This window comes from Cognatundibacterium squillarum, assembly GCF_014652435.1.
Lineage (GTDB): Bacteria > Pseudomonadota > Gammaproteobacteria > Burkholderiales > Burkholderiaceae_D > Undibacterium > Undibacterium squillarum.
Genome location: NZ_BMYU01000003.1, coordinates 325,675 through 346,933 on the forward strand (window position 1 = coordinate 325,675; position 21,259 = coordinate 346,933).

Here is a 21,259-nt window from a genome sequence, read left to right on the forward strand (position 1 = left end):
GGCAGGGAAAATTCTCGTCAACTAAAACCACGGAATTATACGTGTTAGTTCGTAGCAACGTCAAACTTTCGTTACATCGGAATTCGGGGCCGAAATCGGCGTTTTTGCGTCAGTTAACCGAAAATCCAGCCATTCCTGCACAATCTGCCATCCGGCATCCCAATTTCCGAGTCCGGATTCGCTGTTGATATGTCCGCAGTTACCCACATCCCATACCGGCAATTGCCATTTTTCAGCCCATTGCATGGCTTTCTCTGCATCACACCACGGATCATCACGCGAAATAAGCACTTTACCCGGCACTTGCAGCGGAATTTGTGGCACTGGCGCAAAATCCGCTGCCGGAAAACCACGACGCTCAGCGTCTGGCGGTGCAACCAATAGTACACCGCGTATCTGCAGGGATGCATTAAGTCCGGGACAACCTGCACGTAACCAGTGCAACAGCAGAATACATCCCAGACTATGCGCGACGAAAATGACATCCTGCAGACAAAGGCTGACACGCTGGCTCAGCGTCGCCAGCCATTGTGTCAGTTGTGGCTGATCCCAGTTATCCTGCATCACCCTCTGCACTTGCGGGTGCTGCTGTTCCCAGCGGGTTTGCCAGTGTTCAGGGCCTGAGTTGTACAGACCGGGTAATGTCAGAATATGCATGTTGTTTATTGGCCACGGATTTTGAGCAGAATCCCATCCAGCGTGTCCAGATCAGCAAAATCAATGATCAACTGACCTTTTCCGCGCTGGCCCATTTTCAATACCACCTGCGTTGCCAGCAGATCGGCGATCTCTTCTTCCAGGCGCTTTATGTCGCGGGACTTTTCCGGTTTTTCACGGCCTTTCGGCGTACCCGTTTGCTCCGCTGTGGTTTTCGCGACCAGTTTTTCCGCTTCGCGTACCGACATGCGCTTGGCCACAATCTGATTCGCCAGCTGAATCTGGGTTGCCGCATCGGTCGCCAGCAGGGATCGGGCGTGGCCCATATCAATATCCCCTGCCATCAGCATGGTTTGCACCGGTTTGGCCAGATTCATCAGGCGCAACAGATTCGATACGGCGCTGCGTGAACGTCCGACTGACTGGGCGGCCTGTTCGTGCGTAAAGTTGAAGTCGGTAATCAGGCGATGTATGCCCTGGGCTTCTTCTAGCGGATTTAAGTCTTCACGCTGCATGTTTTCGATCAGTGCCATTGCAGCGGCAGCCTGATCATCCACATCTTTCACCAGTACCGGAACTTCTTCCATACCGGCCAGTTGCGAAGCACGGAAGCGGCGCTCACCGGCAATGATTTCGTAGCGCGTTTTGCCACCTTCATTGCCTATCGGTCTGACCAGAATCGGTTGCATCAGACCCTGTGCCTTTATCGACGCGGCCAGTTCCGCCAGCGCACCTTCATCCATGCGGGTACGTGGCTGATATTTACCTGCCTGCATTTGCGAAACTGCAAGCGTAGTCGGGGCTCCGGAGACAGTAGGTACTGACTCAGCAAAGTCCGATGCACCACCGAGCAGGGCATCCAGCCCGCGTCCCAGTCCTTTTTGTTTTTTCACTACCATGTTCAGTTATCCAGCTTTTTAATACGTTCTACCATCTCTGCACCGAATGCGATGTAAGCCTGCGCGCCCTTAGAGGACGGGTCAAACACCACACCGGGCATACCGTAAGAAGGGGCTTCAGCCAGCCGCACATTGCGCGGGATGACGGTACGGAATACCTTGTCGCCGAAATGCTGTTCCAGCTGATCTGAAACCTGTTGCGACAGCGTCATACGCGGATCAAACATCACACGCAGCAATCCGACAATCTTCAGATCCGGGTTCAGACTGGCGGAGACTTTTTTGATGGTATTCGCCAGATCCGACAGACCTTCGAGTGCGTAGTATTCGCACTGCATAGGAATAATCACACCGTGCGCGGCACATAAGCCATTCAGTGTCAGCATCGATAATGCCGGCGGGCAGTCGATCAGTACGAAATCGTAGTCTTTATCGACCGCCGCAATTGCATTGCGCAGACGTTTGTCGCGGTTTTCCAGTTCCACCATTTCGACTTCGGCACCGGCCAGTTCGCGATTTGCCGGCAGTACATCGAAATGTCCGGTTTCTGAACGCTGGCGCGCAGCGCCAATGTCTGCCATACCGAGCAGGACCTCGTAGACCGATGCTGTCAGACGGGCTTTGTTGATGCCCGCGCCCATGGTGGCATTGCCCTGCGGATCGAGATCGATCAGCAGTACACGCTGTTCCAGCTTGGCCAGACCGGCAGCCAGATTGACGGTGGTGGTGGTTTTACCCACCCCACCCTTTTGATTGGCAACGCAAAAGATTTTTGCCATAAAAACCATCCTATGGTGAATTTGTTATTTCCTGCTCATTGTCCCATGATCAGGCAGCAGTTTTCTGTATAAAAATCAGATGTCGTTCTGCGTCCAGCCCCGGAACGGTCAGCGGCCGCACCTCTTTGACTTCCCAGCCTTCCGGTAAGCGCTCCATTTCACCCTGCGGATGTACACCTTTCATTGCGATAAAGCGCCCGCCCTCTGCCAGCAAGTGCTGCGACCAGTTGACGAAATTGTTCAGCTCAGAGAAGGCACGCGAGGTAATCACGTCAAACGGCTGATTCACTTGCAGGGATTCAACACGGGCGCTGTAGACCGTGACATTGTTCAGACCCAGTTCTGCTTTGGCCTGATTCAGAAAGGCGGTTTTCTTACTGACCGTATCAATCATGGAGATTTTCTTGTCAGGATAGCAAATTGCCAGAATCATTCCCGGCAAACCGCCACCGGAACCGACATCCAGCACATTCTGCGCTTCGGTGAAGGCTGGAACTGCGGACAAAGAATCGAGGACATGATGCGTCATCATTTCTTTCGGATCGCGGATGGCGGTCAGGTTGTACACAGAATTCCATTTAGACAATATTATCAAATAGTTAATAATCTTATCTTGTTGTTCTTTTGTTAACTTTATGCAAAGTGCATCTAATCCTGACTCGAGCACGGGTCTCAGATTTTCGATATGGCTTGCTGTCATGCGTCGACTCCGCTTGCAGATGTTTCACGTGAAGCAGACTCAAATTCTTTGAAACCATGCTTCTTCAAATGGATCAGTAATAAGGACATTGCGGCAGGGGTCACGCCGGAAATGCGGCTGCACTGCCCCAGTGTCTCTGGTTGATGTTTGTTCAGTTTTTGCTGAACTTCGATCGACAAGCCTTGCACTTGCAAATAGTCAAAGCCGACCGGCATACGCAAATGTTCGTAGTGCGCCTGACGTTCCACCTCTTTGGCCTGACGGTCGATATAGCCGGCATACTTGATCTGAATCTCAACTTGTTCGCGCACCGCCGGATCTTCTACCGCCGGCAAAGCCAGTTCCTGCCCTTCGGTTCCACGCAGGCTCATCAGGCTGTCGTAAGTCACTTGCGGACGACGCAGCAAATCGGCCAGCGAATATTCGCGTTCCAGTGCCTTACCTGCCACACGTTCTGCTTCAGCTGCACTGACGATGCGCGGGTTCACCCAGGTCGAGCGCAGGCGCTGCATTTCACGTGAAACAGTCTCACGTTTGGTTTCAAACGCTTCCCACTGTGCCTGTGTGACACAGCCCAGCTTGTAACCGGTTTCGGTCAGGCGCATGTCCGCATTGTCTTCACGCAGACTCAGACGGAACTCAGCACGTGACGTGAACATACGGTAAGGCTCTTGCACGCCTTTGGTAATCAGGTCGTCCACCAGTACGCCGAGGTAAGCTTCGTCGCGACGTGGTGTCCACGACTCTTTACCCTGCGTTTGCAATGCCGCATTCAGACCCGCGAGCAAACCTTGCGCCGCTGCTTCTTCATAGCCGGTTGTACCGTTGATCTGACCTGCAAAGAACAAGCCATCAATCTGACGTGTTTCCAGTGATGCTTTTAAGCCGCGCGGATCGAAGTAATCGTATTCAATCGCATAACCCGGACGCAGGATGTAAGCGTTTTCCAGACCACGCATAGAGCGCACCAGCTCCAGCTGCACATCAAATGGCAGACTGGTAGAGATACCGTTCGGATAGAACTCATTGGTGGTCAGACCTTCCGGTTCCAGGAAAATCTGATGCGATTCTTTGCTGGCAAAACGGTGAATTTTGTCTTCAATCGAAGGGCAATAGCGCGGCCCCACCCCTTCAATTACCCCTGTGTACATCGGGCTGCGATCCAGTCCGGCGCGGATAATGTCATGGGTTTTTTCATTGGTATGGGTAATCCAGCACGGCACCTGACGCGGATGCATCGCCGTATTGCCCATATAAGAGAACACCGGCACCGGATCCAGATCGCCCGGTTGCTCGGACAATTGCGAAAAATCGATACTGCGGCCATCGATCCGTGGCGGGGTACCGGTTTTTAAACGCCCCTGCGGCAACGCCATTTCTTTCAAACGGGCAGATAGGGAGATCGCCGGCGGGTCGCCAGCACGGCCAGCAGCATACTGATTCAGGCCTACGTGGATTTTTCCATCAAGGAAAGTACCCGCTGTCAGCACCACCGCGCGGGCTTTGAAACGGATACCCACCTGCGTTACGGCACCGACCACACGGTTACCTTCGAGGATTAAATCATCCACCGCCTGCTGGAAAATCCACAGATTCGGCTGATTTTCAAGGCGACTGCGGATCGCTTGTTTGTACAAAATCCGGTCTGCCTGTGCACGGGTTGCACGCACTGCCGGACCTTTGGAGGAGTTCAGAATTCGGAACTGAATACCGGATTCATCGGTTGCGATAGCCATCGCACCGCCGAGTGCATCGACCTCTTTGACCAGATGACCCTTGCCGATACCACCGATGGATGGGTTGCAGGACATCTGTCCGAGGGTCTCAATATTGTGGGTCAGCAGCAAAGTTGCCTGCCCCATACGGGCGGAAACCAGGGCGGCTTCTGTACCCGCGTGACCGCCGCCAACGACGATCACATCAAATTCTTTTGGATAATACATAGCGCATTCAAACTACTTTTGACGAAAGGAATTTCGATTATAGTTTGTTTTAATTCGCGACCATGTGAAATCAGGAAAAATTAAAGGGTATGTTTCACGTGAAACATACCCTTTATCATGCGTCTGAATGTCTGACCGGAGGTCGGCACCCCGAAAAATCTGACTAAATTTTAAGCAGAATATTGCTGCTTTTACTCCTATGTTTCACGTGAAACATTGCCTTAACTGTTTAACGAAAGAAGGCATCATAGCTGTTTTTTATTATCAAACAAACAACTACCAGTAAGAAGATTTTACGGACAAAACCACTGCCATGACGGATTGCCAGGCGACTGCCGAGCAAGGAACCACCCACCTGACAGGCCGCCATCAGCGCACCAAGTGCCCAGATCACATGTCCGCTGACGCCGAATAACAACAAGGCTGAGGCATTGGTCGCCACATTCAGCACCTTAGAAACCGCCGATGCGCGCAGGAAATCGTAGCCGAAAAAACGGACAAAACAGAACACAAAGAAGCTGCCGGTGCCGGGGCCGAAGAAGCCATCATAGAAACCAATCACCGCCGCCACCGCGGCAGCCAGCAGGATTTCCTGCCGTCCGGCGAAGCGGGGCTTATCGTTCACACCCAGATCTTTTTTGACGAAAGTGTACAAAGCCACCGCGCCGAGGATAAAAGGCAGTGCCTTACGCAGATAGGTTGGCGGCACGATAGTGACCAGCCAGGCGCCGAAAAACGAGCAGACAAACGCTGCCAGCGCACCGCTGAGTAACAGCGCAGGACGGATTCTGACGGTGCGCAGATAGTTTTGCGCAGCCACCATCGTGCCCCAGATGCTGGCAAGTTTATTGGTGCCCAGCAGGGTTGCCGGCACAGAACCTGGCATCACAGAGAACAGCGCCGGAACCTGAATTAGCCCGCCGCCGCCCACCATTGCATCCACAAATCCGGCAAAAAACGCCGCACCGCCTAATACCAGCCATTCGATTCCCACACCCGTTCTCCCTGCAAATGTATGCTGTTGTGTAGTCTGCCCTGTTGCAGACCAGCCTGTCAGCATAACAAGCTGCGCCAGCCTGTCCAGATACAGATAGCCCCGCCGGATCTGCGACAGTGCTGCGAAGCGCTGAAAACACCGGAAAATGGACTGAAATGCGGATTCCGGTCACAAAAAAAGCAGACGTCCGCGAATTCTCTGGCTGAGCGGGCAGGTACCAAATCGCAATCGGCACAATCACAGGCATACAGATGCCGGTCGGTCACAACTGTTCAGGCATAAAAAAACCGCCGGACACAGGCCGGCGGTTGCAGACGAATCAGCGGAACAATCAGCCGGATGCGGCCGTTCTGCGAGACTGCCACCAGGCGACCAGCTCGCCCACCAGCCCGCGCCGGAACAGCAGCACGCACAGTACGAAGATCAGACCGAGCACCATGGTCACCGAATCACCAAGGCTGCGGAACCATTCGATGCGGGTAAGATCTGCCAGCGCCATACCGATTTCGCCCATCTTGTCTTCCAGCGCAATGATCAGGATTGCACCGACCACCGGCCCGGTCAGCGTGCCGACACCACCAACCAGCGTCATCAGCACTACCAGTCCGGACATCGTCCAGTGCACATCACTGAGCGTCGCAAAGCCGAGCACCAGCGCTTTCAGCGCCCCTGCCAGCCCTGCCAGTGCCGCCGACAATACAAAGGCCAGCAGCTTGATCTGATCGGCATGAAAGCCCAGCGAAACCGCCCTCGCCTCGTTATCGCGCACTGCCTTCAGGACTTGCCCGAACGGCGAATGTACGATGCGCACGACCAGCAGAAATCCAGCCACCGTCAGCGCCAGCACCAGATAATACAAATGCAAATCCTGACCCAGATCGATGAAGCCGAGCAGACGGCCACGCGGTATGCCCTGCAAACCATCTTCGCCACCAGTGAACTTCGCCTGCAGAAACACGAAATACAGCATCTGTGCCAGCGCCAGCGTAATCATGGTGAAGTAAATCCCCTGCCGCCGTATCGCCAGCCAGCCGACCACCAGCCCGGTCAGCGCCGCAAACAACACTGCCAGTACCAGCCCTGCCTCTACCGGTAATCCGGCATCGCGCATTGCCCAGCCAGCCACATAGGCCGCGCCGCCAAAGAATGCTGCGTGTCCAAACGAGTTCAGTCCGGTAAAACCCAGCAGTAAATTGAAAGCACAGGCGAACAGGCAGAAGCACAGCACCTTCATCAGAAACACCGGATACAGCAGCAAAGGCGCCAGCAACAAGCCACCCACAACCAGAACAGCAAAAAGTTTTTGTCGCATGGTGGTCTCCTTATTTCTCTTTGCCGAACAAACCGGCAGGCCGCACCAGCAACACCAGCGCCATGATGATGAAGACCACGGTCGAGGAAATTTCCGGATAAAAGACTTTGGTCAGACCTTCAATAACACCGAGCGCCAGACCGGTCAGCACCGATCCGAGGATGGAACCCATGCCACCGATCACCACCACCGCGAATACCGTGATGATCAGATTCGAGCCCATCAGCGGCGATACCTGAATCACCGGCGCTGCCAGCACACCGGCCAGCGCCGCCAGCGAGACGCCGAAACCATAGGTCAGCGTCACCATCAGCGGCACATTAATGCCGAAGGCTTCCACCAGCCGCGGGTTTTCCGTACCGGCGCGCAGATAAGCACCGAGCCGGGTTTTCTCGATCAGGAACCAGGTGGAAAAGCAGACCACCAGCGATGCCACCACCACCCAGGCGCGGTAGTTCGGCAGAATCATGAAGCCGAGATTGGTCGCGCCGCTCAGCGCTTCCGGCACCGAGTAAGGCTGACCGGAGACGCCGTACACCGAACGGAATGCGCCTTCCAGCATCAGCGTTAGACCAAAGGTCAGCAACAGGCCGTATAAATGATCCAGCTGATACAGGCGGCGCAGCATGGTGCGTTCGATCAGCATGCCGAAGGCGCCGACCAGCAGCGGTGCCAGCACCAGCATCAGCCAGTAATTCAGTCCCAGATATTCCAGCCCCATCCAAGCCAGAAATGCACCGGCCATGTACAGAGCACCGTGCGCAAAGTTAATGACATTCAGCAAGCCAAAGATCACGGCCAGCCCGAGTGACAGCATCGCGTAAAACGAGCCATTGACCAGACCGAGCAATAACTGGCTCAGCAAAGCCTGTAAGGGAATCCCGAACAAATCCATTGATGCACCATCTCCGTCGTGCACAATCTGCGACTTGTACACAGCCGCAGATTGTCAGATTAAAAACACTCTCAGATCAGCCGCTTCTCCCCGCCGCACTGCGTTTCACGGCGCAACGGGGATAAGCCGGATTATTTCCACAGGCTGCATTTGGATTCTGCTTTGGTGGTGAACGCCTGTTCACCCGGAATGGTCTGGATCACTTTGTAGTAATCCCACGGTTCTTTGGATTCTGATTGCGGTTTCACCTGCATCAGATACATATCCTTGATCACACTGCCGTCGGCGCGCAGATATCCATCGCGGATATAAAAGTCTTTGAATTTCATGCTGCGCAGTTTGGCCATCACTTTCTCCGTATCATCCGAACCGGCCGCTTTAACGGCGTTCAGGTATTGCATGGTGGCGGAGTAATCAGCAGCCTGCAGACTGGATGGCATTTTTTTCATCTTTTCGAAATAACGGCGCGCCCAAGCGCGGGCTTCCGGTGTCTGGTTCCAGTACCAGCTGTCGGTCAGATACATGCCCTGCGTTGCGTTCAGCCCTAAGGAACGGATATCGTTAATGAACATCAGCAAACCGGCCAGCTTCATGGTTTTGGTCACGCCGAATTCATTTGCCGCTTTGACTGCATTGATCGTGTCACCACCGGCATTGGCGAGACCCAGAATCTGGGCTTTGGATGCCTGCGCCTGTAACAGGAAGGACGAAAAATCTGAAGCAGACAAAGGATGTTTGACGGTGCCGGACACTGTGCCGCCGTTCGCTTTGACAACTTTCGCAGTATCCGATTCCAGCGCCGCACCAAACGCGTAATCCGCGGTCAGGAAATACCAGGACTTACCGCCCTGCTTCACCACCGCAGCACCCGTGCCCTTAGCCAGTGCGACAGTGTCGTAGGCGTAATGCAGGGTGTAAGGCGAACACTCTTCATTGGTCAGCACCGCAGTACCGGCACCGATGGAAATGAACGGACGTTTTTTCTCGGCCGCGATTTTTGCCATCGACAAAGCTGCACCCGAGTTGGTACCGCCGATCAGCATATCCACACCTTCGCGGTCAAACCATTCACGCGCTTTGGATGCCGCGATATCGGCTTTGTTCTGGTGGTCGGCTGTGACTAATTCAATCTTTTTCCCCAGCACCGTACCGCCAAAATCTGCAATCGCCATGCGGATCGCTTCTGCGCCGCCCTTACCGTCAATATCGGAATACACGCCGGATACGTCGGTGATAAAGCCGATTTTCACCACATCACCGGATACCTGCGCCTGTGTGCTGGCATGCACACTGAGAGTGGCCGCGACGGCCAGGCTGAGAACTTTCCATTGCAGTTTCATTTGCTGACTCCAGACTGGGTTAAACAAGAATGTGCACAAGCTGTGCGTTATGCACAGTTGCCGCCGGCGGCAACTGCTTCAAAAATTCAGACGCCGAGTAACTGATGCAGGACGGGCATTTTTTCACTGAGCGCAGTTGCGGCAAACTGTTCGACGATGGTGCCGTGTTCCATCACATAAAAATGATCAGCCAGCGGCGCGGCAAAGCGGAAGTTCTGTTCCACCATCACAATGGTGTAACCCTGCTGCTTGAGCGTGGTGATCATGCGTGCCAGTGCCTGCACAATCACCGGCGCCAGCCCTTCCGAGATTTCATCCAGCAACAGCAAACGCGCTCCGGTACGCAGAATCCGCGCGACTGCCAGCATTTGCTGTTCTCCGCCGGACAAGCGCGTTCCCTGACTCTGACGTCGTTCGTACAGGTTAGGGAACATTGCATAAATTTCATCTAATGACATACCGGCCGTTTCACGTGAAACCCGTGGCGGCAGTAACAGATTTTCTTCAGCGGATAAGGATGAAAATATGCCGCGCTCTTCGGGGCAGTAGCCCACACCCAGATGCGCGATTTTGTGGGTCGCCAGATGGATGGCTTCCTGTCCGTGTATACGTACTGATCCGCTGCGGCGTCCGGTCAGCCCCATCACGGCACGTAAGCTGGTGGTGCGGCCCGCACCATTGCGCCCGAGCAGTGTTACCACCTGCCCGGCTTTTACCTGCATATTCACGCCATGCAGAATATGCGATTCACCATACCATGCCTGCAGATCGCGGATTTCCAGTGCATAGCTCATCCGTGTGCTCCCTGCAGTTCTGTATCGCTGCTGCCCATATACGCTTCCATCACACGCGGGTCAGCGGATACCTCGGCATAGCTGCCTTCCGCCAGTAATGCGCCGCGCTGCAATACCGAGATACGGTCACAGATACCGGACACCACCTGCATATTGTGTTCCACCATCAGGATGGTGCGGCCTTTGGACACGCGCTGTATCAGCTCAGTGACGCGGTGTACATCTTCATGTCCCATGCCCTGCGTCGGTTCATCAAGCAGCATCAGTTCCGGCTCCATCGCCAGCGTGGTCGCGATTTCCAGCGCTCGCTTGCGGCCATACGGTAAGTCCACGGTTTTCACACCTGCCAGTGCCGCCAGATCCACGGTTTCCAGCAATGCCATCGCCTGTGCATCCCATTGTTTCAGCACGTGGTCGCTGCGCCAGAACTGGAAGCTGCTGCCAAAGCGGCGCTGCAAACCGATACGCACATTCTCGAGCACGCTCAGATGCGGAAATACTGCCGAAATCTGAAATGAACGGATAATGCCCAGCCGCGCCACCTGTACCGGTGTCAGCCCGGTGATGTCACGTCCGTTGAATAAGATCTGGCCGGAAGTCGGTGCCAGAAAGCGGGTCAGTAAGTTGAAACAAGTCGTTTTACCGGCGCCGTTGGGGCCGATCAGCGCATGAATATGTCCGCGCCGGACTTGCAGATTGACTTCACTGACGGCGGTGAATCCCTTGAATTCACGCGTCAGCTGACGGGTCTCCAGGATGACATCAGTCATCTTGTCTCCTTGTTGCGAACCACGAATGACAGCACTGAACAGCGCTCAGACATCCTCAGTGCCTACCCACAACAATCACTCTCTGCGGAGTGTCCGGCATTCCGCGCAAAGCGGGAATGCCCTCAGTAAGAAGTTTGAAACCTGAAGCAAACGCCACACCCTTTACTGCCCCTGTACGCCGGAACAATCTGGGATGTGGCGTGAAAACCTTTGTTGATTATCCGGCATGTCACCGCATGCCGGTGCTGGTATTGCGTCAGAAACAACAATTTCTATGCGCCGGACAACACATCCTGCAACATCATTTGTGCGGCTTTTTCCGCAATCATCAGCGTCGGTGAATTGGTGTTACCGGAAGTAATCTGCGGCATTACCGATGCATCCGCGATACGCAAACCACGCAAGCCGCGCACCCTTAAGCGACTGTCAGTGACCGCCTGCGCATCATCTGCTTTGCCCATGCGGCAGGTGCCGGACGGATGAAAAATCGTCGTGCCGATCTCACCGGCGGCATGCTGCAATTCCTGCTCAGTCTGACAATGCAGACCGGGGCGTATCTCTTCCGGCTGATATGCCTGCAATGCCGGTGCTGCAACAATACGGCGCGTCAGACGTAATGCCTGTGCCGCCACCTGCCGGTCATATTCAGTACCCAAATAATTCGGCGCAATCTGCGGTGCCTGCTGCGGATCAGGGCTGCTGATCTGCACCGTCCCGCGTGACGTCGGACGCAAATGGCAAACGCTGGCGGTGAAGGCCGGAAACGGATGTAAAGGATCACCGAATTTATCCAGCGATAAAGGCTGCACATGATATTGCAAATCCGGTGTGGCTACCGATGCATCTGAACGGGTGAACAAACCCAGCTGCGACGGTGCCATCGCCATCGGTCCGCTCTGGCGCAACAGATATTCCAGACCAATCGCCGCTTTATTCCACCAGTGCTGCGTTAATCCATTCAGGGTTGGCACGCCCTGCACCTTGTACACAGAACGCAATTGCAAATGATCCTGCAGGTTTTTCCCGACGCCCGGCAGCGTATGCAGCGGCGTAACACCCGCCGCTTGCAGATGTGCCGGATCGCCGATACCGGATAATTGCAACAGTGCCGGACTGCCAATCGCGCCTGCTGCCAGCACGGTTTCGCGCCGTGCCTGCGCCTGCCAGCGTGTACCGCCGCCGGTGAACTGCACACCGGTACAACGGGTGGCATCGTTGACGTCATCGAACAATAAACGCTCTGCCTGACAGCCGGTCATGATGGTCAGATTCGGCCGGCGCGATGCTTCGCGCAAATAGGCTTTGGTGGTGTTCCAGCGTATACCGCGTTTCTGGTTCACTTCAAAATACGCACTGCCTTCGTTATCGCCACGGTTAAAGTCTTCGGTGTAGGGAATACCGGTTTCAGCTGCCGCAGCACGGAAAGCATCGAGAATTTTCCACGACAGACGCTGCTTTTCCACGCGCCACGGCCCGCCGCTGCCATGCCAGCGATCTTCGCCACCATGATAATCTTCACTGAGACGGAACCATTCCAGTACCTTATCCCAGCGCCAGCTGTCATCACCGCAAACATCTGCCCAGTGGTCGTAATCACTGGCTTGTCCGCGCATATAAATCATGCCGTTAATCGAGGAGCAGCCACCCAGCACTTTACCGCGCGGATATAACAGACTGCGCCCGTGTAAGCCCGGTTCAGCGGCGGTACGGTACATCCAGTCCGTGCGCGGATTGTTAATGCAGTACAGATAGCCGACCGGCACATGTATCCACAGATAATCATCCTTACCACCCGCTTCGATCAGCAATACTTCATGCTGCGGACTGGCGGATAAACGATGCGCCAGCGCACAGCCGGCGGTACCGCCACCGACCACAATAAAGTCATAAATTCCGGCAGACTGCATACAGTTATCTCCCATTGCATCAGGACGACGGATGCATCAGTTGCTGCACCAGTTCTGCCGCCGGCAATCGCTGACAACGGGCGACACCCTGCCCCGCCCACAAGGACATCAGCTCCGGATTGTCATGACGTGCCGCCTCGGCGCGAATCGCGGTGGTCAGCGCATTCTGTACCGGATAAGCCGGAACCTGATCCGCATGCTTATCCAGCAAACGCATCAGCCGGTTATCCAGCCCGCGTGCCAGCCGACCGGAAATCGCGCGGGTCTGGCGTGTGGTATCGCTGCTGGCAGCCAGCAGGCGCTCTTTATACACTTCCGGAATACCGGACTCCTGACAGCACAGAAACGCCGTTCCGAGCTGCGCCAGCGCAGCGCCTTCCGCACGGATCTGCGCGATATCCTGTGCGGACATCAGGCCACCGGCGGCAATCAGCGGTATGCGGATATGCGGCAGACACTGCGCCAGTAATTCGTGCAAGCCCAGCGTTGCGGCTTCCTGCCTTCCGATAAACGTACCGCGATGTCCGCCCGCCTCCGTGCCTTGCAGACACACCGCATCAGCCCCCATCGCCTGCCAGACCTGCGCTTCCGCCAGCGTCGTGGCGGTTCCCACCACCAGAATACCGGCATCATGCAAACGCTGAATCTGACTGCCATGCAGCACATCAAAGGTAAAACTGGCGACGGCTGGTCGCGCGGTAATCACCGCTTCCAGCTGCTCTTCAAAATCCAGACACCAGCGCGCTGGTACCGGTACGCTGTCCCAACCAAGTTCATGACAAAACGGACGCAACAGGGCGCGCGCAGCTTCCACATCCTCGTCTGCCGGACGCGGGCGACAGAGGACGAATAAATTAATGGCGAAAGGCTTATCCGTCAGGCGACGAATCAGTTCTGCCTGCTCGATAATCGCCAGCGGCGGCAGCAATGCAGCCGCCAGCGAGCCCAGCCCGCCAGCCTGTGATACTGCCGCCACCAGCTCCGGTGTGGTTGCACCACCCGCCATCGGTGCCTGAATCAGCGGCAGCGGGCACAGCGAAAGAAAGTCCTGCATGATGTCTCCGAATTGTTAGGATTGTGGTTAAGCCATGCAAACGACAAGAACAATTACTTCGCCACCGGCATCGTAAATTCTGCCCCTTTTGCGATGCTGTCCGGCCAGCGCTGCATCACCGATTTATAGCGGGTATAAAAGCGCACACCGTCTTCGCCGTAAGCATGCAGATCACCGAACAGCGAGCGTTTCCAGCCACCAAAGGAATGCCATGCCATCGGCACCGGAATAGGGACATTCACACCCACCATACCGACCTGTACACGGCGGCTGAATTCACGAGCGGTATTACCATCCGAGGTAAATAAAGAAACGCCGTTACCAAACTCGTGCAGGTTAATCAGTTCCAGCGCAGCGGCAAAATCCGGTACACGTACCACGCACAATACCGGTCCGAAAATTTCTTCACGGTGGATGGTCATGCCTTCTCTGACATGATCAAACAAGGTGCCGCCGAGGAAAAATCCCTGCTCATGTCCGGCGACAGTCAGTTCGCTGCCATCCACCAGACATTGCGCACCTTCTTCTTTTCCTTTCTGAATATACGACTTAATTTTTTCTTTATGTGCAGCTGTAATGACAGGTCCCATTTCGGATTGTTCATCCATGCCATTACCGATGCGTAAGGCTTTTACGCGCGGAATCAGCGCCTGTACCAGATCATCGGCAACAGCGCCGACAGCCACTGCCACCGAGATCGCCATACAGCGTTCACCGGCAGAACCGTAAGCTGCACCCATCAGTGCATCGACTGCCTGTTCCAGATTCGCATCCGGCATCACGACCAGATGGTTTTTCGCGCCGCCAAGTGCCTGTACCCGTTTTCCGTGACGTGTTCCTTCTGAATAAATATATTCAGCAATCGGTGTGGAACCGACGAAGGATAAGGCCGCCACCTGCGGATGACTGATCAAACGGTCAACTGCGGTTTTATCGCCCTGCACTACATTGAACACACCGTCCGGTAAGCCAGCCTGTTTCAGCAAGCGGGCAATCAGTAAAGAACAGGAAGGATCACGTTCGGATGGTTTCAGAATAAAACTGTTACCGGTGGCCAGCGCCAGCGGTGCCATCCACATCGGTACCATGAAAGGAAAATTAAACGGCGTGATACCCGCCGTCACCCCCAGCGGCTGGCGCAGGTTGTAGTTATCAATACCACCGCCGATATTGTCGGAAAACTGGGTTTTCAGCAGTTGCGGCATACCGCAGGCAAATTCCACCACTTCGATGCCGCGCGTCACTTCACCCATCGCATCAGAAAATACCTTGCCGTGTTCTGCGGTAATCAGTGCCGCAATTTCGCGGTGATGCTGATCGAGTAATTCTTTAAAACGGAACATCACCCGTGCACGACGCAGCGGCGCGGTTTCTGCCCATTCCGGTGCAGCAGCTGCCGCTGCCGCAATCGCCTGATCAACGATGGCGGTGTCTGCCAGTACCACCTGTTCTGTGACCTGACCGGTGGCCGGGTTATACACAGGCTGGCAGCGGCTGCCTTCCGGTACCAGTGTTTGTCCGTTAATCCAGTGTCCTATCATCCGAGTTCTCCTTGCTGTTATCCGGTTGAGCTTACGCAAAGGCTTAACAGAAATCCAATCAGTCTTTATCAATGAACATATAAAACATGCTTATAATTACCAAAAAGATACTTTTAACAGGATAACAATGGATCTGATTCAGTTACGTGCTTTTGCCGCCGTTGCCCGTGAAGGCAATCTGACCCGTGCAGCGGAAAAACTGCATGTGACCCAGCCAGCAGTCAGTCTGCAGCTGAAAGCACTGCAGGAAGAATTGCAATTGCAGTTATTCACACGCGGCGGCAGCGGTATGACGCTGACAGAGCATGGTGCGAAGTTACAACCGTTTGCCGAGAGGGCACTGGCCAGCGCACAGGAATTCCGGCAGGCGGCGCTGGCGCTGTGCTCCACTGTTTCCGGCGAACTGGCGATCGGCACCATCCTCGATCCGGAATTCACGCGGCTGGGCATGTTCCTGAAACGGCTGGTAGAAAGTTATCCGCAGTTATCCACAAGACTGCAGCACGGCATGTCGGGTCAGGTGCTGCAAGCTCTGCGACAAGGCCAGCTGGACGTCGGCTTTTATCTCGGCGAATTACCTGTGGATTGCGCGGAGGCTATCCACAGCGTGACGCTGACGCAATTCACTTACCGTGTGCTGGCACCGGCAGGGTGGCAACAACGGGTACAGGGAAAAAACTGGGAACAACTGGCGCAATTGCCATGGATATGGACACCGCCGGAGTCTGTGCATTCGCGTCTGCTGTTACCGATTTTTGCACAAGCCGGCGTACAACCGCATCAGGTGGCACTGGTAGATCAGGAACCGAGCATGCTGGATCTGGTGAAATCCGGTGTCGGATTGAGCTTAATCCGCGAATCGATCGCGGTGCGCGAAGCACAAACCCATGATCTGGTGATTGCCGACAGCGTGAGTCTGCAAACCGGTATGCATTTCATCTGCGATCAGAAACGCGCCGAAGAACCGGTAATCGCTGCGGCGCTGCATCTGATTCAGCAGTGCTGGCACAGCGTTCCCAGCCTGCCTGACCTGTAAGCTTGTGGATTTCTGCCAACATGATCCGCGAATGACTGTGGCTATTTCTGATGAAATACAATGCAAACTGATTCCTCTCAGCAATGCAATTCGCATACACCGCTATAATAATTGCCCGCTTCCGGCGCGCCGCATCCGTCCGGGCAGCGATACCGCGTCGCGCAGTCTGCTGTTCACCGTTACTCAACTATCAGGTATACCGTGCTGAAAGTATTGTCGATTCCCCTTCTCGCCGTTTCCCTGTCTGCCAGCGCCGGCGCACAGGCGCAAAGCATACAACTGTATATTCAGGAATACGGGCCGTTCACTCATACGGATCCGCAAAGCGGTGAAATCCGGGGATTTCTGACGGAAAAAGTCGCGGAAATCATGAAGCGTTCCAAAGAAACACCGGTGTTCACCAGTACCTCACTGGCGCGCGGACTGAATGCTGCGCTGACTGAATCAAATGCCTGTCTGTTCGGTTTCCGGCGCACACCGGAACGCGAAAAATTCTTTCAGTGGGTAGGCCCGCTGACCACAGACACCTGGGTACTGTACAAACGCCGCGACGACCCGCGCATGCTGAAGCAATTTGAAGATGCAAAGCCCTACAGCATAGGCTCGTACAAAAATGCCGCCACCGGCCTGCAACTGACCGAACAGGGTTACAACATTCAATTTGCCAGCACCGATGAAGATAATCCGCGTCTGCTGATTAACAAACGTCTGGATTACTGGATTGTGTCCGAACTGCACGGTATGTTTCTGGCGCAACAGCAAGGCATCGGCAATGACATCGTCCGCGCCGTCAAATACCGCCAGATCGAGTTATACATGCTGTGCTATCCGGGCATGGATAAACAGCGCATCGAGAATTTCAACCGTATCAATAAAGAGCTGGACCACGAAGGCCTGACTGAAAAACTGCAACGTAAATACGGCATACGCTGACGCAATGCTGCTTTTTGCTTTTTGATGGCAGCCGCCTTTTGTACAATGCCGACCTGACCTTCTCTCTGAACGAAAGACCATGATGTACAAATTTGTTGCTCCGTTTGTGCTGGCGCTGGCCAGTCTGTCTGCTCTGCCTGCCAACGCCCAAAGCACCGCACCGGATGCGGCGGCACAGGCCAGTGGTTTGCAAAAGATTGATGTAAAAACCGGTGAAGGCCGCGAACTGCAGCCGGGCCAGACTGCCGTGGTGCATTACAGCGGCTGGCTGTATGACTCATTCGCACCGAGAGAACGCGGACAACTGTTCGACAGCTCATCCGGACGCACACCGCTGACTTTCCGTGTCGGTGCCGGTCAGGTGATTAAAGGCTGGGATCTGGGCGTTGCAGGTATGAAAATCGGTGGCAAACGCACGCTGGTGATTCCGTCTGAACTCGGCTACGGTGCACGCGGTGCCGGTAACATGATCCCGCCGCACTCGACGCTGATTTTTGATGTGGAACTGATTGATATCCGCTGAGCGGATCCTGAGTTCAGCGCTATTGCCAAGACGGTCCGGTAAGCGCTGATTGTGCAGAAGTCCGCATCTGACATTTACGGAGAGCCGGACTTTCTGCCGACGACCGCCGGATTGCTATGCAAAAATCCGCATTCGGGGTCAAAAATGGCTTATCCGGGGCTCAGAGCGATTCTTTCTGATGATCGCTGGTGTACATCACATAGAAAAAGCCGGATAACACCAGTGCCGTTACCAGCGTGCCGAGAATAAAAATCCACTGCTGGGATGCCGGAAAAATGAACACATACCAGCCGTAAATACACTGTCCCATCAGCAGCATGGCCGCAATCCACCAGATCCGTGCTGAACGGCGCAAACGGGCCACGCTCAGCAACAGCAGCGCCAGCAATGCGCTGCCAAAAAACATCAAGCCATCCAATTCCGCCTCCCCCTGCCGGTGAACTTCACCGCCGGACGGACTGCTTACCGCTACAGTCAGCCTGCTACCGGTTGTTCACACTCAAAATTTAACAATAAGTAAATTATCATAAATTCATGACAATCTGGTAAAGCATGTGTAACAAGTGCAAACAGCTGCTTCCTTGCTTGCATTTGCGACGCGCCCTGTTCAGCCGTACAACGGAGCGCTAACATACAAAGTACAAGCAACTTTTTCAGACTGCCATGCCATATCTGTTAGCCCTTGATCAGGGCACCTCCAGCTCCCGCAGCATCCTGTTTAACCTGCAAGGCGAGATCGTTGCCTCCGCACAACGTGAATTCCGCCAGCTGTTTCCGCAACCCGGCTGGGTGGAACACGACCCGCTGGAAATCTGGGAAAGCCAGCTCGCCACCTGTCATACCGTGATACGGCAGGCGGGCATTCAGGCATCCGAGATTCTGGCAATCGGTATCACCAATCAGCGCGAAACCACCATCGTCTGGGATAAACAAACCGGTCAGCCGCTGGCGAATGCGATTGTCTGGCAAGACCGCCGTACCGCAGATCAGTGCGAACAATTACGCGCTGCCGGCCACACAGACATGCTGCGCAACAAAACCGGACTGGTGCCCGATCCGTATTTTTCTGCGACCAAACTGAGTTATTTACTGCATCAGATTCCCGATGGCCATGCACGCGCTGCCCGCGGTGAAATCGCTTTTGGTACCGTTGACAGCTGGCTCTGCTATCAGCTCAGCGAAAAACAGCTGCATATCACCGATGTCAGCAATGCCTCACGCACGATGTTGTTTAATTTACATACTGGACAGTGGGACTCCGAATTACTGGATTTGTTCAACATTCCGGCAGCGGTCTTGCCGGAAATCGTCCCGTCCGCCCACAAAGCCGGAAGCACCCGCCTGTTCGGTGCAGAAATTCCCTTGTGCGGGATTGCCGGTGATCAGCAGGCGGCCTTGTTCGGACAAGCCTGTCTGCGTCCCGGCATGGCAAAAAATACTTATGGCACCGGCTGCTTTATGCTGATGCATACCGGTCAGCGCGCCGCCCTGTCTTCCAATGGACTGATCACTACCGCAGCCTGCAGTGCTGATGGCAATCCGGCGTATGCAATGGAAGGCAGCGTGTTTATCGGTGGCGCGGTGGTGCAATGGCTGCGCGATGGCTTGCAGGCTATCCGTTCATCACCGGATGTGGAATTGCTGGCAGCGACCGTACCGGATTCCGGCGGCGTGGTGTTTGTCCCCGCCTTCACCGGCCTCGGCGCACCTTACTGGGATGCCAGTGCCAAAGGCGCGATACTCGGACTGAGCCGTGGTACCACGGTCGCCCACATCGCCCGCGCCGCGCTGGAATCCATCGCCTTTCAGAGCACCGTGGTATTGCAGGCGATGATGCGCGATGCCGTTGCGCCGCTGGCTGAATTACGGGTCGATGGCGGTGCTGCTGCAAATCAGTTATTGCTGCAGTTTCAGGCCAATCTGCTCGGTATTCCGGTGATACGTCCGAAAGTGACAGAAACCACCGCGCTTGGCGCGGCATTGCTGGCCGGACTCGGCGCGGGCATTTTTGCATCAGAGCAGGAATGTGCAAGCCTGTGGCAACAAGACCGTCAGTTCCTGCCAACCATGAGCCGCGATCAGGCCGGACAACTGATGCATGACTGGGAAACCGCCATCCGCCAGGTGCGCTGCCCATGAAACTCCTGACCCGGATGTTGCTGCTGACCATCCTGCTGCTGAGCATCGCAGCAGGACTGATCGCATTGCAGCCGGATCACTTTCAGGTCAGACGCAGTATCCGTATCCAGGCAACGCCGGCGGCGATTTTTCCGCTGATTTCACGGCCGCGCGCATGGCCGGCATGGACTTACTGGCACCGCGCCGATCCCGAAATGCAACGTCAGTACAAAGGGCCGGATCAGGGTAAAGATGCCGAATGGGAATGGCAAAGCCGTACACAGGGCAATGGTGGCATCCGCTTCACCGAGGTCTATGCAGATCAGGCGGTGTATTACGATATGCATCTGGAAGGTTTGCTGCGTCAGGCCAAAGGCAGTCTGGTGCTGATTCCCGACGGAGACGCCACCACTGTCGTCTGGGAAATGCAGGCCAGCACCGGCGAACGCTGGCTGCTGCGGGCGCTGGTCCCGTTTGCTGACCGGCTGATCGGCAATGATTTCGAAACCGGCCTGCAAAAACTGAAAGTTCTGGCAGAACAAACGCCTGTGCCGGCACACTAAGCGGCTGGCATCCGTTACACTGTGCACTCTGTCCGAACGAAGTATTCCCCCGATGAAATCCAAGCTGATCCTGACGCTGGCGCTGTGCTGCACCAGCCTGACCGCCGCTGCGCAATCCAAGCCTGCCCAGGCAACGGCAACCCAACCGGTATTCGTTGTCACGCAGGAAGATGTCCCTGCATCTGCGGTCAAAATCAATGTGCCGACCATGCCGGAAGCGGAACCTGCAAAACCGGTCAAAGAAGTGACGGCGAAAGATGTCTGGAGCGGTCCGGTCGGCGTACACGGCATACCGCTGCTGCTGATTATGTCGATGCCGGTGATCGCTTCGATGTATTTCGCTTATCAGATCTTTTTATTTTTCCGTAACCGCCGCCGCAAACTGGCGATTCGTCATCAGGAAAGATAAGCATCACCTGTAGCCTGTCCGTTGTGACTGACAGGCTTCACACAATCTTCACCAAACTGTCACCAGATTGTCATTCTGATCTCCTATTG

21 protein-coding genes are annotated in these 21,259 nt (G+C 55.0%); 6 read left to right on the top strand and 15 right to left on the bottom strand.

What is annotated here, in order from left to right; translation table 11 throughout:
- Positions 1-60 precede the first annotated feature (60 nt).
- The 14 genes from IE092_RS08540 to IE092_RS08605 all read right to left on the bottom strand — a co-directional run bounded on the left by IE092_RS08540 (position 61) and on the right by IE092_RS08605 (position 15,588).
- Positions 61-657: an RBBP9/YdeN family alpha/beta hydrolase gene (locus IE092_RS08540; protein WP_189356639.1), complete on the bottom strand. Its 597-nt coding sequence runs from the start codon at positions 655-657 to the stop codon at positions 61-63.
- Positions 658-662: 5 nt separating this feature from the next.
- On the bottom strand, positions 663-1,556 hold the full coding sequence (locus IE092_RS08545; RefSeq protein WP_189356641.1) for a ParB/RepB/Spo0J family partition protein: 894 nt from the start codon (positions 1,554-1,556) through the stop codon (positions 663-665).
- Positions 1,557-1,558: 2 nt separating this feature from the next.
- Entirely contained in the window at positions 1,559-2,335 is a 777-nt protein-coding gene (locus tag IE092_RS08550) for a ParA family protein (protein WP_189356642.1), read from the bottom strand.
- A gap of 49 nt (positions 2,336-2,384) precedes the next feature.
- Complete coding sequence (gene rsmG / locus IE092_RS08555; protein ID WP_189356644.1) at positions 2,385-3,035, bottom strand: 16S rRNA (guanine(527)-N(7))-methyltransferase RsmG; 651 nt, start codon at positions 3,033-3,035, stop codon at positions 2,385-2,387.
- A complete protein-coding gene (gene mnmG / locus IE092_RS08560) occupies positions 3,032-4,978 on the bottom strand; it encodes a tRNA uridine-5-carboxymethylaminomethyl(34) synthesis enzyme MnmG (RefSeq protein WP_189356645.1) in 1,947 nt (648 codons plus the stop codon). The genes rsmG and mnmG overlap by 4 nt, the downstream gene beginning before the upstream one ends.
- A 229-nt stretch (positions 4,979-5,207) precedes the next feature.
- The gene (locus IE092_RS08565) at positions 5,208-5,966 is read right to left on the bottom strand and encodes a TSUP family transporter (RefSeq protein ID WP_268249273.1); all 759 of its coding nucleotides are present in this window, start codon (positions 5,964-5,966) and stop codon (positions 5,208-5,210) included.
- Between the two features lie 340 nt (positions 5,967-6,306).
- Positions 6,307-7,287: a branched-chain amino acid ABC transporter permease gene (locus tag IE092_RS08570; RefSeq protein ID WP_189356649.1), complete on the bottom strand. Its 981-nt coding sequence runs from the start codon at positions 7,285-7,287 to the stop codon at positions 6,307-6,309.
- 10 nt (positions 7,288-7,297) lie between these two features.
- On the bottom strand, positions 7,298-8,182 hold the full coding sequence (locus tag IE092_RS08575) for a branched-chain amino acid ABC transporter permease (protein WP_189356650.1): 885 nt from the start codon (positions 8,180-8,182) through the stop codon (positions 7,298-7,300).
- A gap of 131 nt (positions 8,183-8,313) precedes the next feature.
- The gene (locus IE092_RS08580; protein WP_189356652.1) at positions 8,314-9,522 is read right to left on the bottom strand and encodes an ABC transporter substrate-binding protein; all 1,209 of its coding nucleotides are present in this window, start codon (positions 9,520-9,522) and stop codon (positions 8,314-8,316) included.
- Positions 9,523-9,608: 86 nt separating this feature from the next.
- On the bottom strand, positions 9,609-10,316 hold the full coding sequence (locus IE092_RS08585; protein WP_189356654.1) for an ABC transporter ATP-binding protein: 708 nt from the start codon (positions 10,314-10,316) through the stop codon (positions 9,609-9,611).
- Positions 10,313-11,086 carry an ABC transporter ATP-binding protein gene (locus IE092_RS08590; RefSeq protein WP_189356655.1) on the bottom strand — a complete coding sequence of 258 codons (774 nt, stop codon included), beginning with the start codon at positions 11,084-11,086 and terminating at the stop codon, positions 10,313-10,315. The genes IE092_RS08585 and IE092_RS08590 overlap by 4 nt, the downstream gene beginning before the upstream one ends.
- 272 nt (positions 11,087-11,358) lie before the next feature.
- Positions 11,359-12,993, bottom strand: a complete 1,635-nt coding sequence (locus tag IE092_RS08595) for a GMC family oxidoreductase (protein WP_189356657.1) — start codon at positions 12,991-12,993, stop codon at positions 11,359-11,361.
- Between the two features lie 19 nt (positions 12,994-13,012).
- Entirely contained in the window at positions 13,013-14,047 is a 1,035-nt protein-coding gene (locus IE092_RS08600) for an NAD(P)H-dependent flavin oxidoreductase (protein WP_189356658.1), read from the bottom strand.
- 53 nt (positions 14,048-14,100) lie between these two features.
- Complete coding sequence (locus IE092_RS08605; RefSeq protein ID WP_189356660.1) at positions 14,101-15,588, bottom strand: CoA-acylating methylmalonate-semialdehyde dehydrogenase; 1,488 nt, start codon at positions 15,586-15,588, stop codon at positions 14,101-14,103.
- 127 nt (positions 15,589-15,715) lie between these two features.
- Between IE092_RS08605 and IE092_RS08610 the strand changes: the two genes are divergently transcribed.
- The 3 genes from IE092_RS08610 (at position 15,716) to IE092_RS18815 (ending at position 18,080) form a co-directional block, all read left to right on the top strand.
- The gene (locus tag IE092_RS08610) at positions 15,716-16,624 is read left to right on the top strand and encodes a LysR family transcriptional regulator (protein WP_189356661.1); all 909 of its coding nucleotides are present in this window, start codon (positions 15,716-15,718) and stop codon (positions 16,622-16,624) included.
- Between the two features lie 201 nt (positions 16,625-16,825).
- A complete protein-coding gene (locus tag IE092_RS08615; protein ID WP_189356664.1) occupies positions 16,826-17,557 on the top strand; it encodes a substrate-binding periplasmic protein in 732 nt (243 codons plus the stop codon).
- 79 nt (positions 17,558-17,636) lie between these two features.
- Positions 17,637-18,080, top strand: coding sequence for an FKBP-type peptidyl-prolyl cis-trans isomerase (locus IE092_RS18815; protein ID WP_308427122.1), 444 nt, complete (start codon positions 17,637-17,639; stop codon positions 18,078-18,080).
- 160 nt (positions 18,081-18,240) lie between these two features.
- On the opposite strand, the gene IE092_RS08625 is transcribed toward IE092_RS18815, so the two are convergent.
- Positions 18,241-18,486: a hypothetical protein gene (locus IE092_RS08625; protein ID WP_229793102.1), complete on the bottom strand. Its 246-nt coding sequence runs from the start codon at positions 18,484-18,486 to the stop codon at positions 18,241-18,243.
- A gap of 257 nt (positions 18,487-18,743) precedes the next feature.
- On the opposite strand from IE092_RS08625, the gene glpK reads away from it, so the two are divergent.
- The 3 genes from glpK to IE092_RS08640 are packed head-to-tail and all read left to right on the top strand — an operon-like array spanning position 18,744 to position 21,170.
- Complete coding sequence (glpK, locus tag IE092_RS08630) at positions 18,744-20,219, top strand: glycerol kinase GlpK (protein ID WP_189356667.1); 1,476 nt, start codon at positions 18,744-18,746, stop codon at positions 20,217-20,219.
- On the top strand, positions 20,216-20,761 hold the full coding sequence (locus IE092_RS08635) for an SRPBCC family protein (protein WP_189356669.1): 546 nt from the start codon (positions 20,216-20,218) through the stop codon (positions 20,759-20,761). Before glpK ends, IE092_RS08635 begins: the two co-directional genes overlap by 4 nt.
- A gap of 52 nt (positions 20,762-20,813) precedes the next feature.
- Positions 20,814-21,170, top strand: a complete 357-nt coding sequence (locus IE092_RS08640) for a hypothetical protein (RefSeq protein ID WP_189356671.1) — start codon at positions 20,814-20,816, stop codon at positions 21,168-21,170.
- The last annotated feature ends 89 nt before the right edge of the window (positions 21,171-21,259 follow it).

What these genes read in the sequence shown, in the direction of transcription:
- IE092_RS08540 (WP_189356639.1), bottom strand. Translation starts at nt 657, where the DNA reads ATGCATATTCTGACATTACCCGGTCTGTACAACTCAGGCCCTGAACAC.
- IE092_RS08545 (WP_189356641.1), bottom strand. Translation starts at nt 1,556, where the DNA reads ATGGTAGTGAAAAAACAAAAAGGACTGGGACGCGGGCTGGATGCCCTG.
- IE092_RS08550 (WP_189356642.1), bottom strand. Translation starts at nt 2,335, where the DNA reads ATGGCAAAAATCTTTTGCGTTGCCAATCAAAAGGGTGGGGTGGGTAAA.
- rsmG (WP_189356644.1), bottom strand. Translation starts at nt 3,035, where the DNA reads ATGACAGCAAGCCATATCGAAAATCTGAGACCCGTGCTCGAGTCAGGA.
- mnmG (WP_189356645.1), bottom strand. Translation starts at nt 4,978, where the DNA reads ATGTATTATCCAAAAGAATTTGATGTGATCGTCGTTGGCGGCGGTCAC.
- IE092_RS08570 (WP_189356649.1), bottom strand. Translation starts at nt 7,287, where the DNA reads ATGCGACAAAAACTTTTTGCTGTTCTGGTTGTGGGTGGCTTGTTGCTG.
- IE092_RS08575 (WP_189356650.1), bottom strand. Translation starts at nt 8,182, where the DNA reads ATGGATTTGTTCGGGATTCCCTTACAGGCTTTGCTGAGCCAGTTATTG.
- IE092_RS08580 (WP_189356652.1), bottom strand. Translation starts at nt 9,522, where the DNA reads ATGAAACTGCAATGGAAAGTTCTCAGCCTGGCCGTCGCGGCCACTCTC.
- IE092_RS08585 (WP_189356654.1), bottom strand. Translation starts at nt 10,316, where the DNA reads ATGAGCTATGCACTGGAAATCCGCGATCTGCAGGCATGGTATGGTGAA.
- IE092_RS08590 (WP_189356655.1), bottom strand. Translation starts at nt 11,086, where the DNA reads ATGACTGATGTCATCCTGGAGACCCGTCAGCTGACGCGTGAATTCAAG.
- IE092_RS08595 (WP_189356657.1), bottom strand. Translation starts at nt 12,993, where the DNA reads ATGCAGTCTGCCGGAATTTATGACTTTATTGTGGTCGGTGGCGGTACC.
- IE092_RS08600 (WP_189356658.1), bottom strand. Translation starts at nt 14,047, where the DNA reads ATGCAGGACTTTCTTTCGCTGTGCCCGCTGCCGCTGATTCAGGCACCG.
- IE092_RS08605 (WP_189356660.1), bottom strand. Translation starts at nt 15,588, where the DNA reads ATGATAGGACACTGGATTAACGGACAAACACTGGTACCGGAAGGCAGC.
- IE092_RS08610 (WP_189356661.1), top strand. Translation starts at nt 15,716, where the DNA reads ATGGATCTGATTCAGTTACGTGCTTTTGCCGCCGTTGCCCGTGAAGGC.
- IE092_RS18815 (WP_308427122.1), top strand. Translation starts at nt 17,637, where the DNA reads ATGATGTACAAATTTGTTGCTCCGTTTGTGCTGGCGCTGGCCAGTCTG.
- IE092_RS08625 (WP_229793102.1), bottom strand. Translation starts at nt 18,486, where the DNA reads ATGTTTTTTGGCAGCGCATTGCTGGCGCTGCTGTTGCTGAGCGTGGCC.
- glpK (WP_189356667.1), top strand. Translation starts at nt 18,744, where the DNA reads ATGCCATATCTGTTAGCCCTTGATCAGGGCACCTCCAGCTCCCGCAGC.
- IE092_RS08635 (WP_189356669.1), top strand. Translation starts at nt 20,216, where the DNA reads ATGAAACTCCTGACCCGGATGTTGCTGCTGACCATCCTGCTGCTGAGC.
- IE092_RS08640 (WP_189356671.1), top strand. Translation starts at nt 20,814, where the DNA reads ATGAAATCCAAGCTGATCCTGACGCTGGCGCTGTGCTGCACCAGCCTG.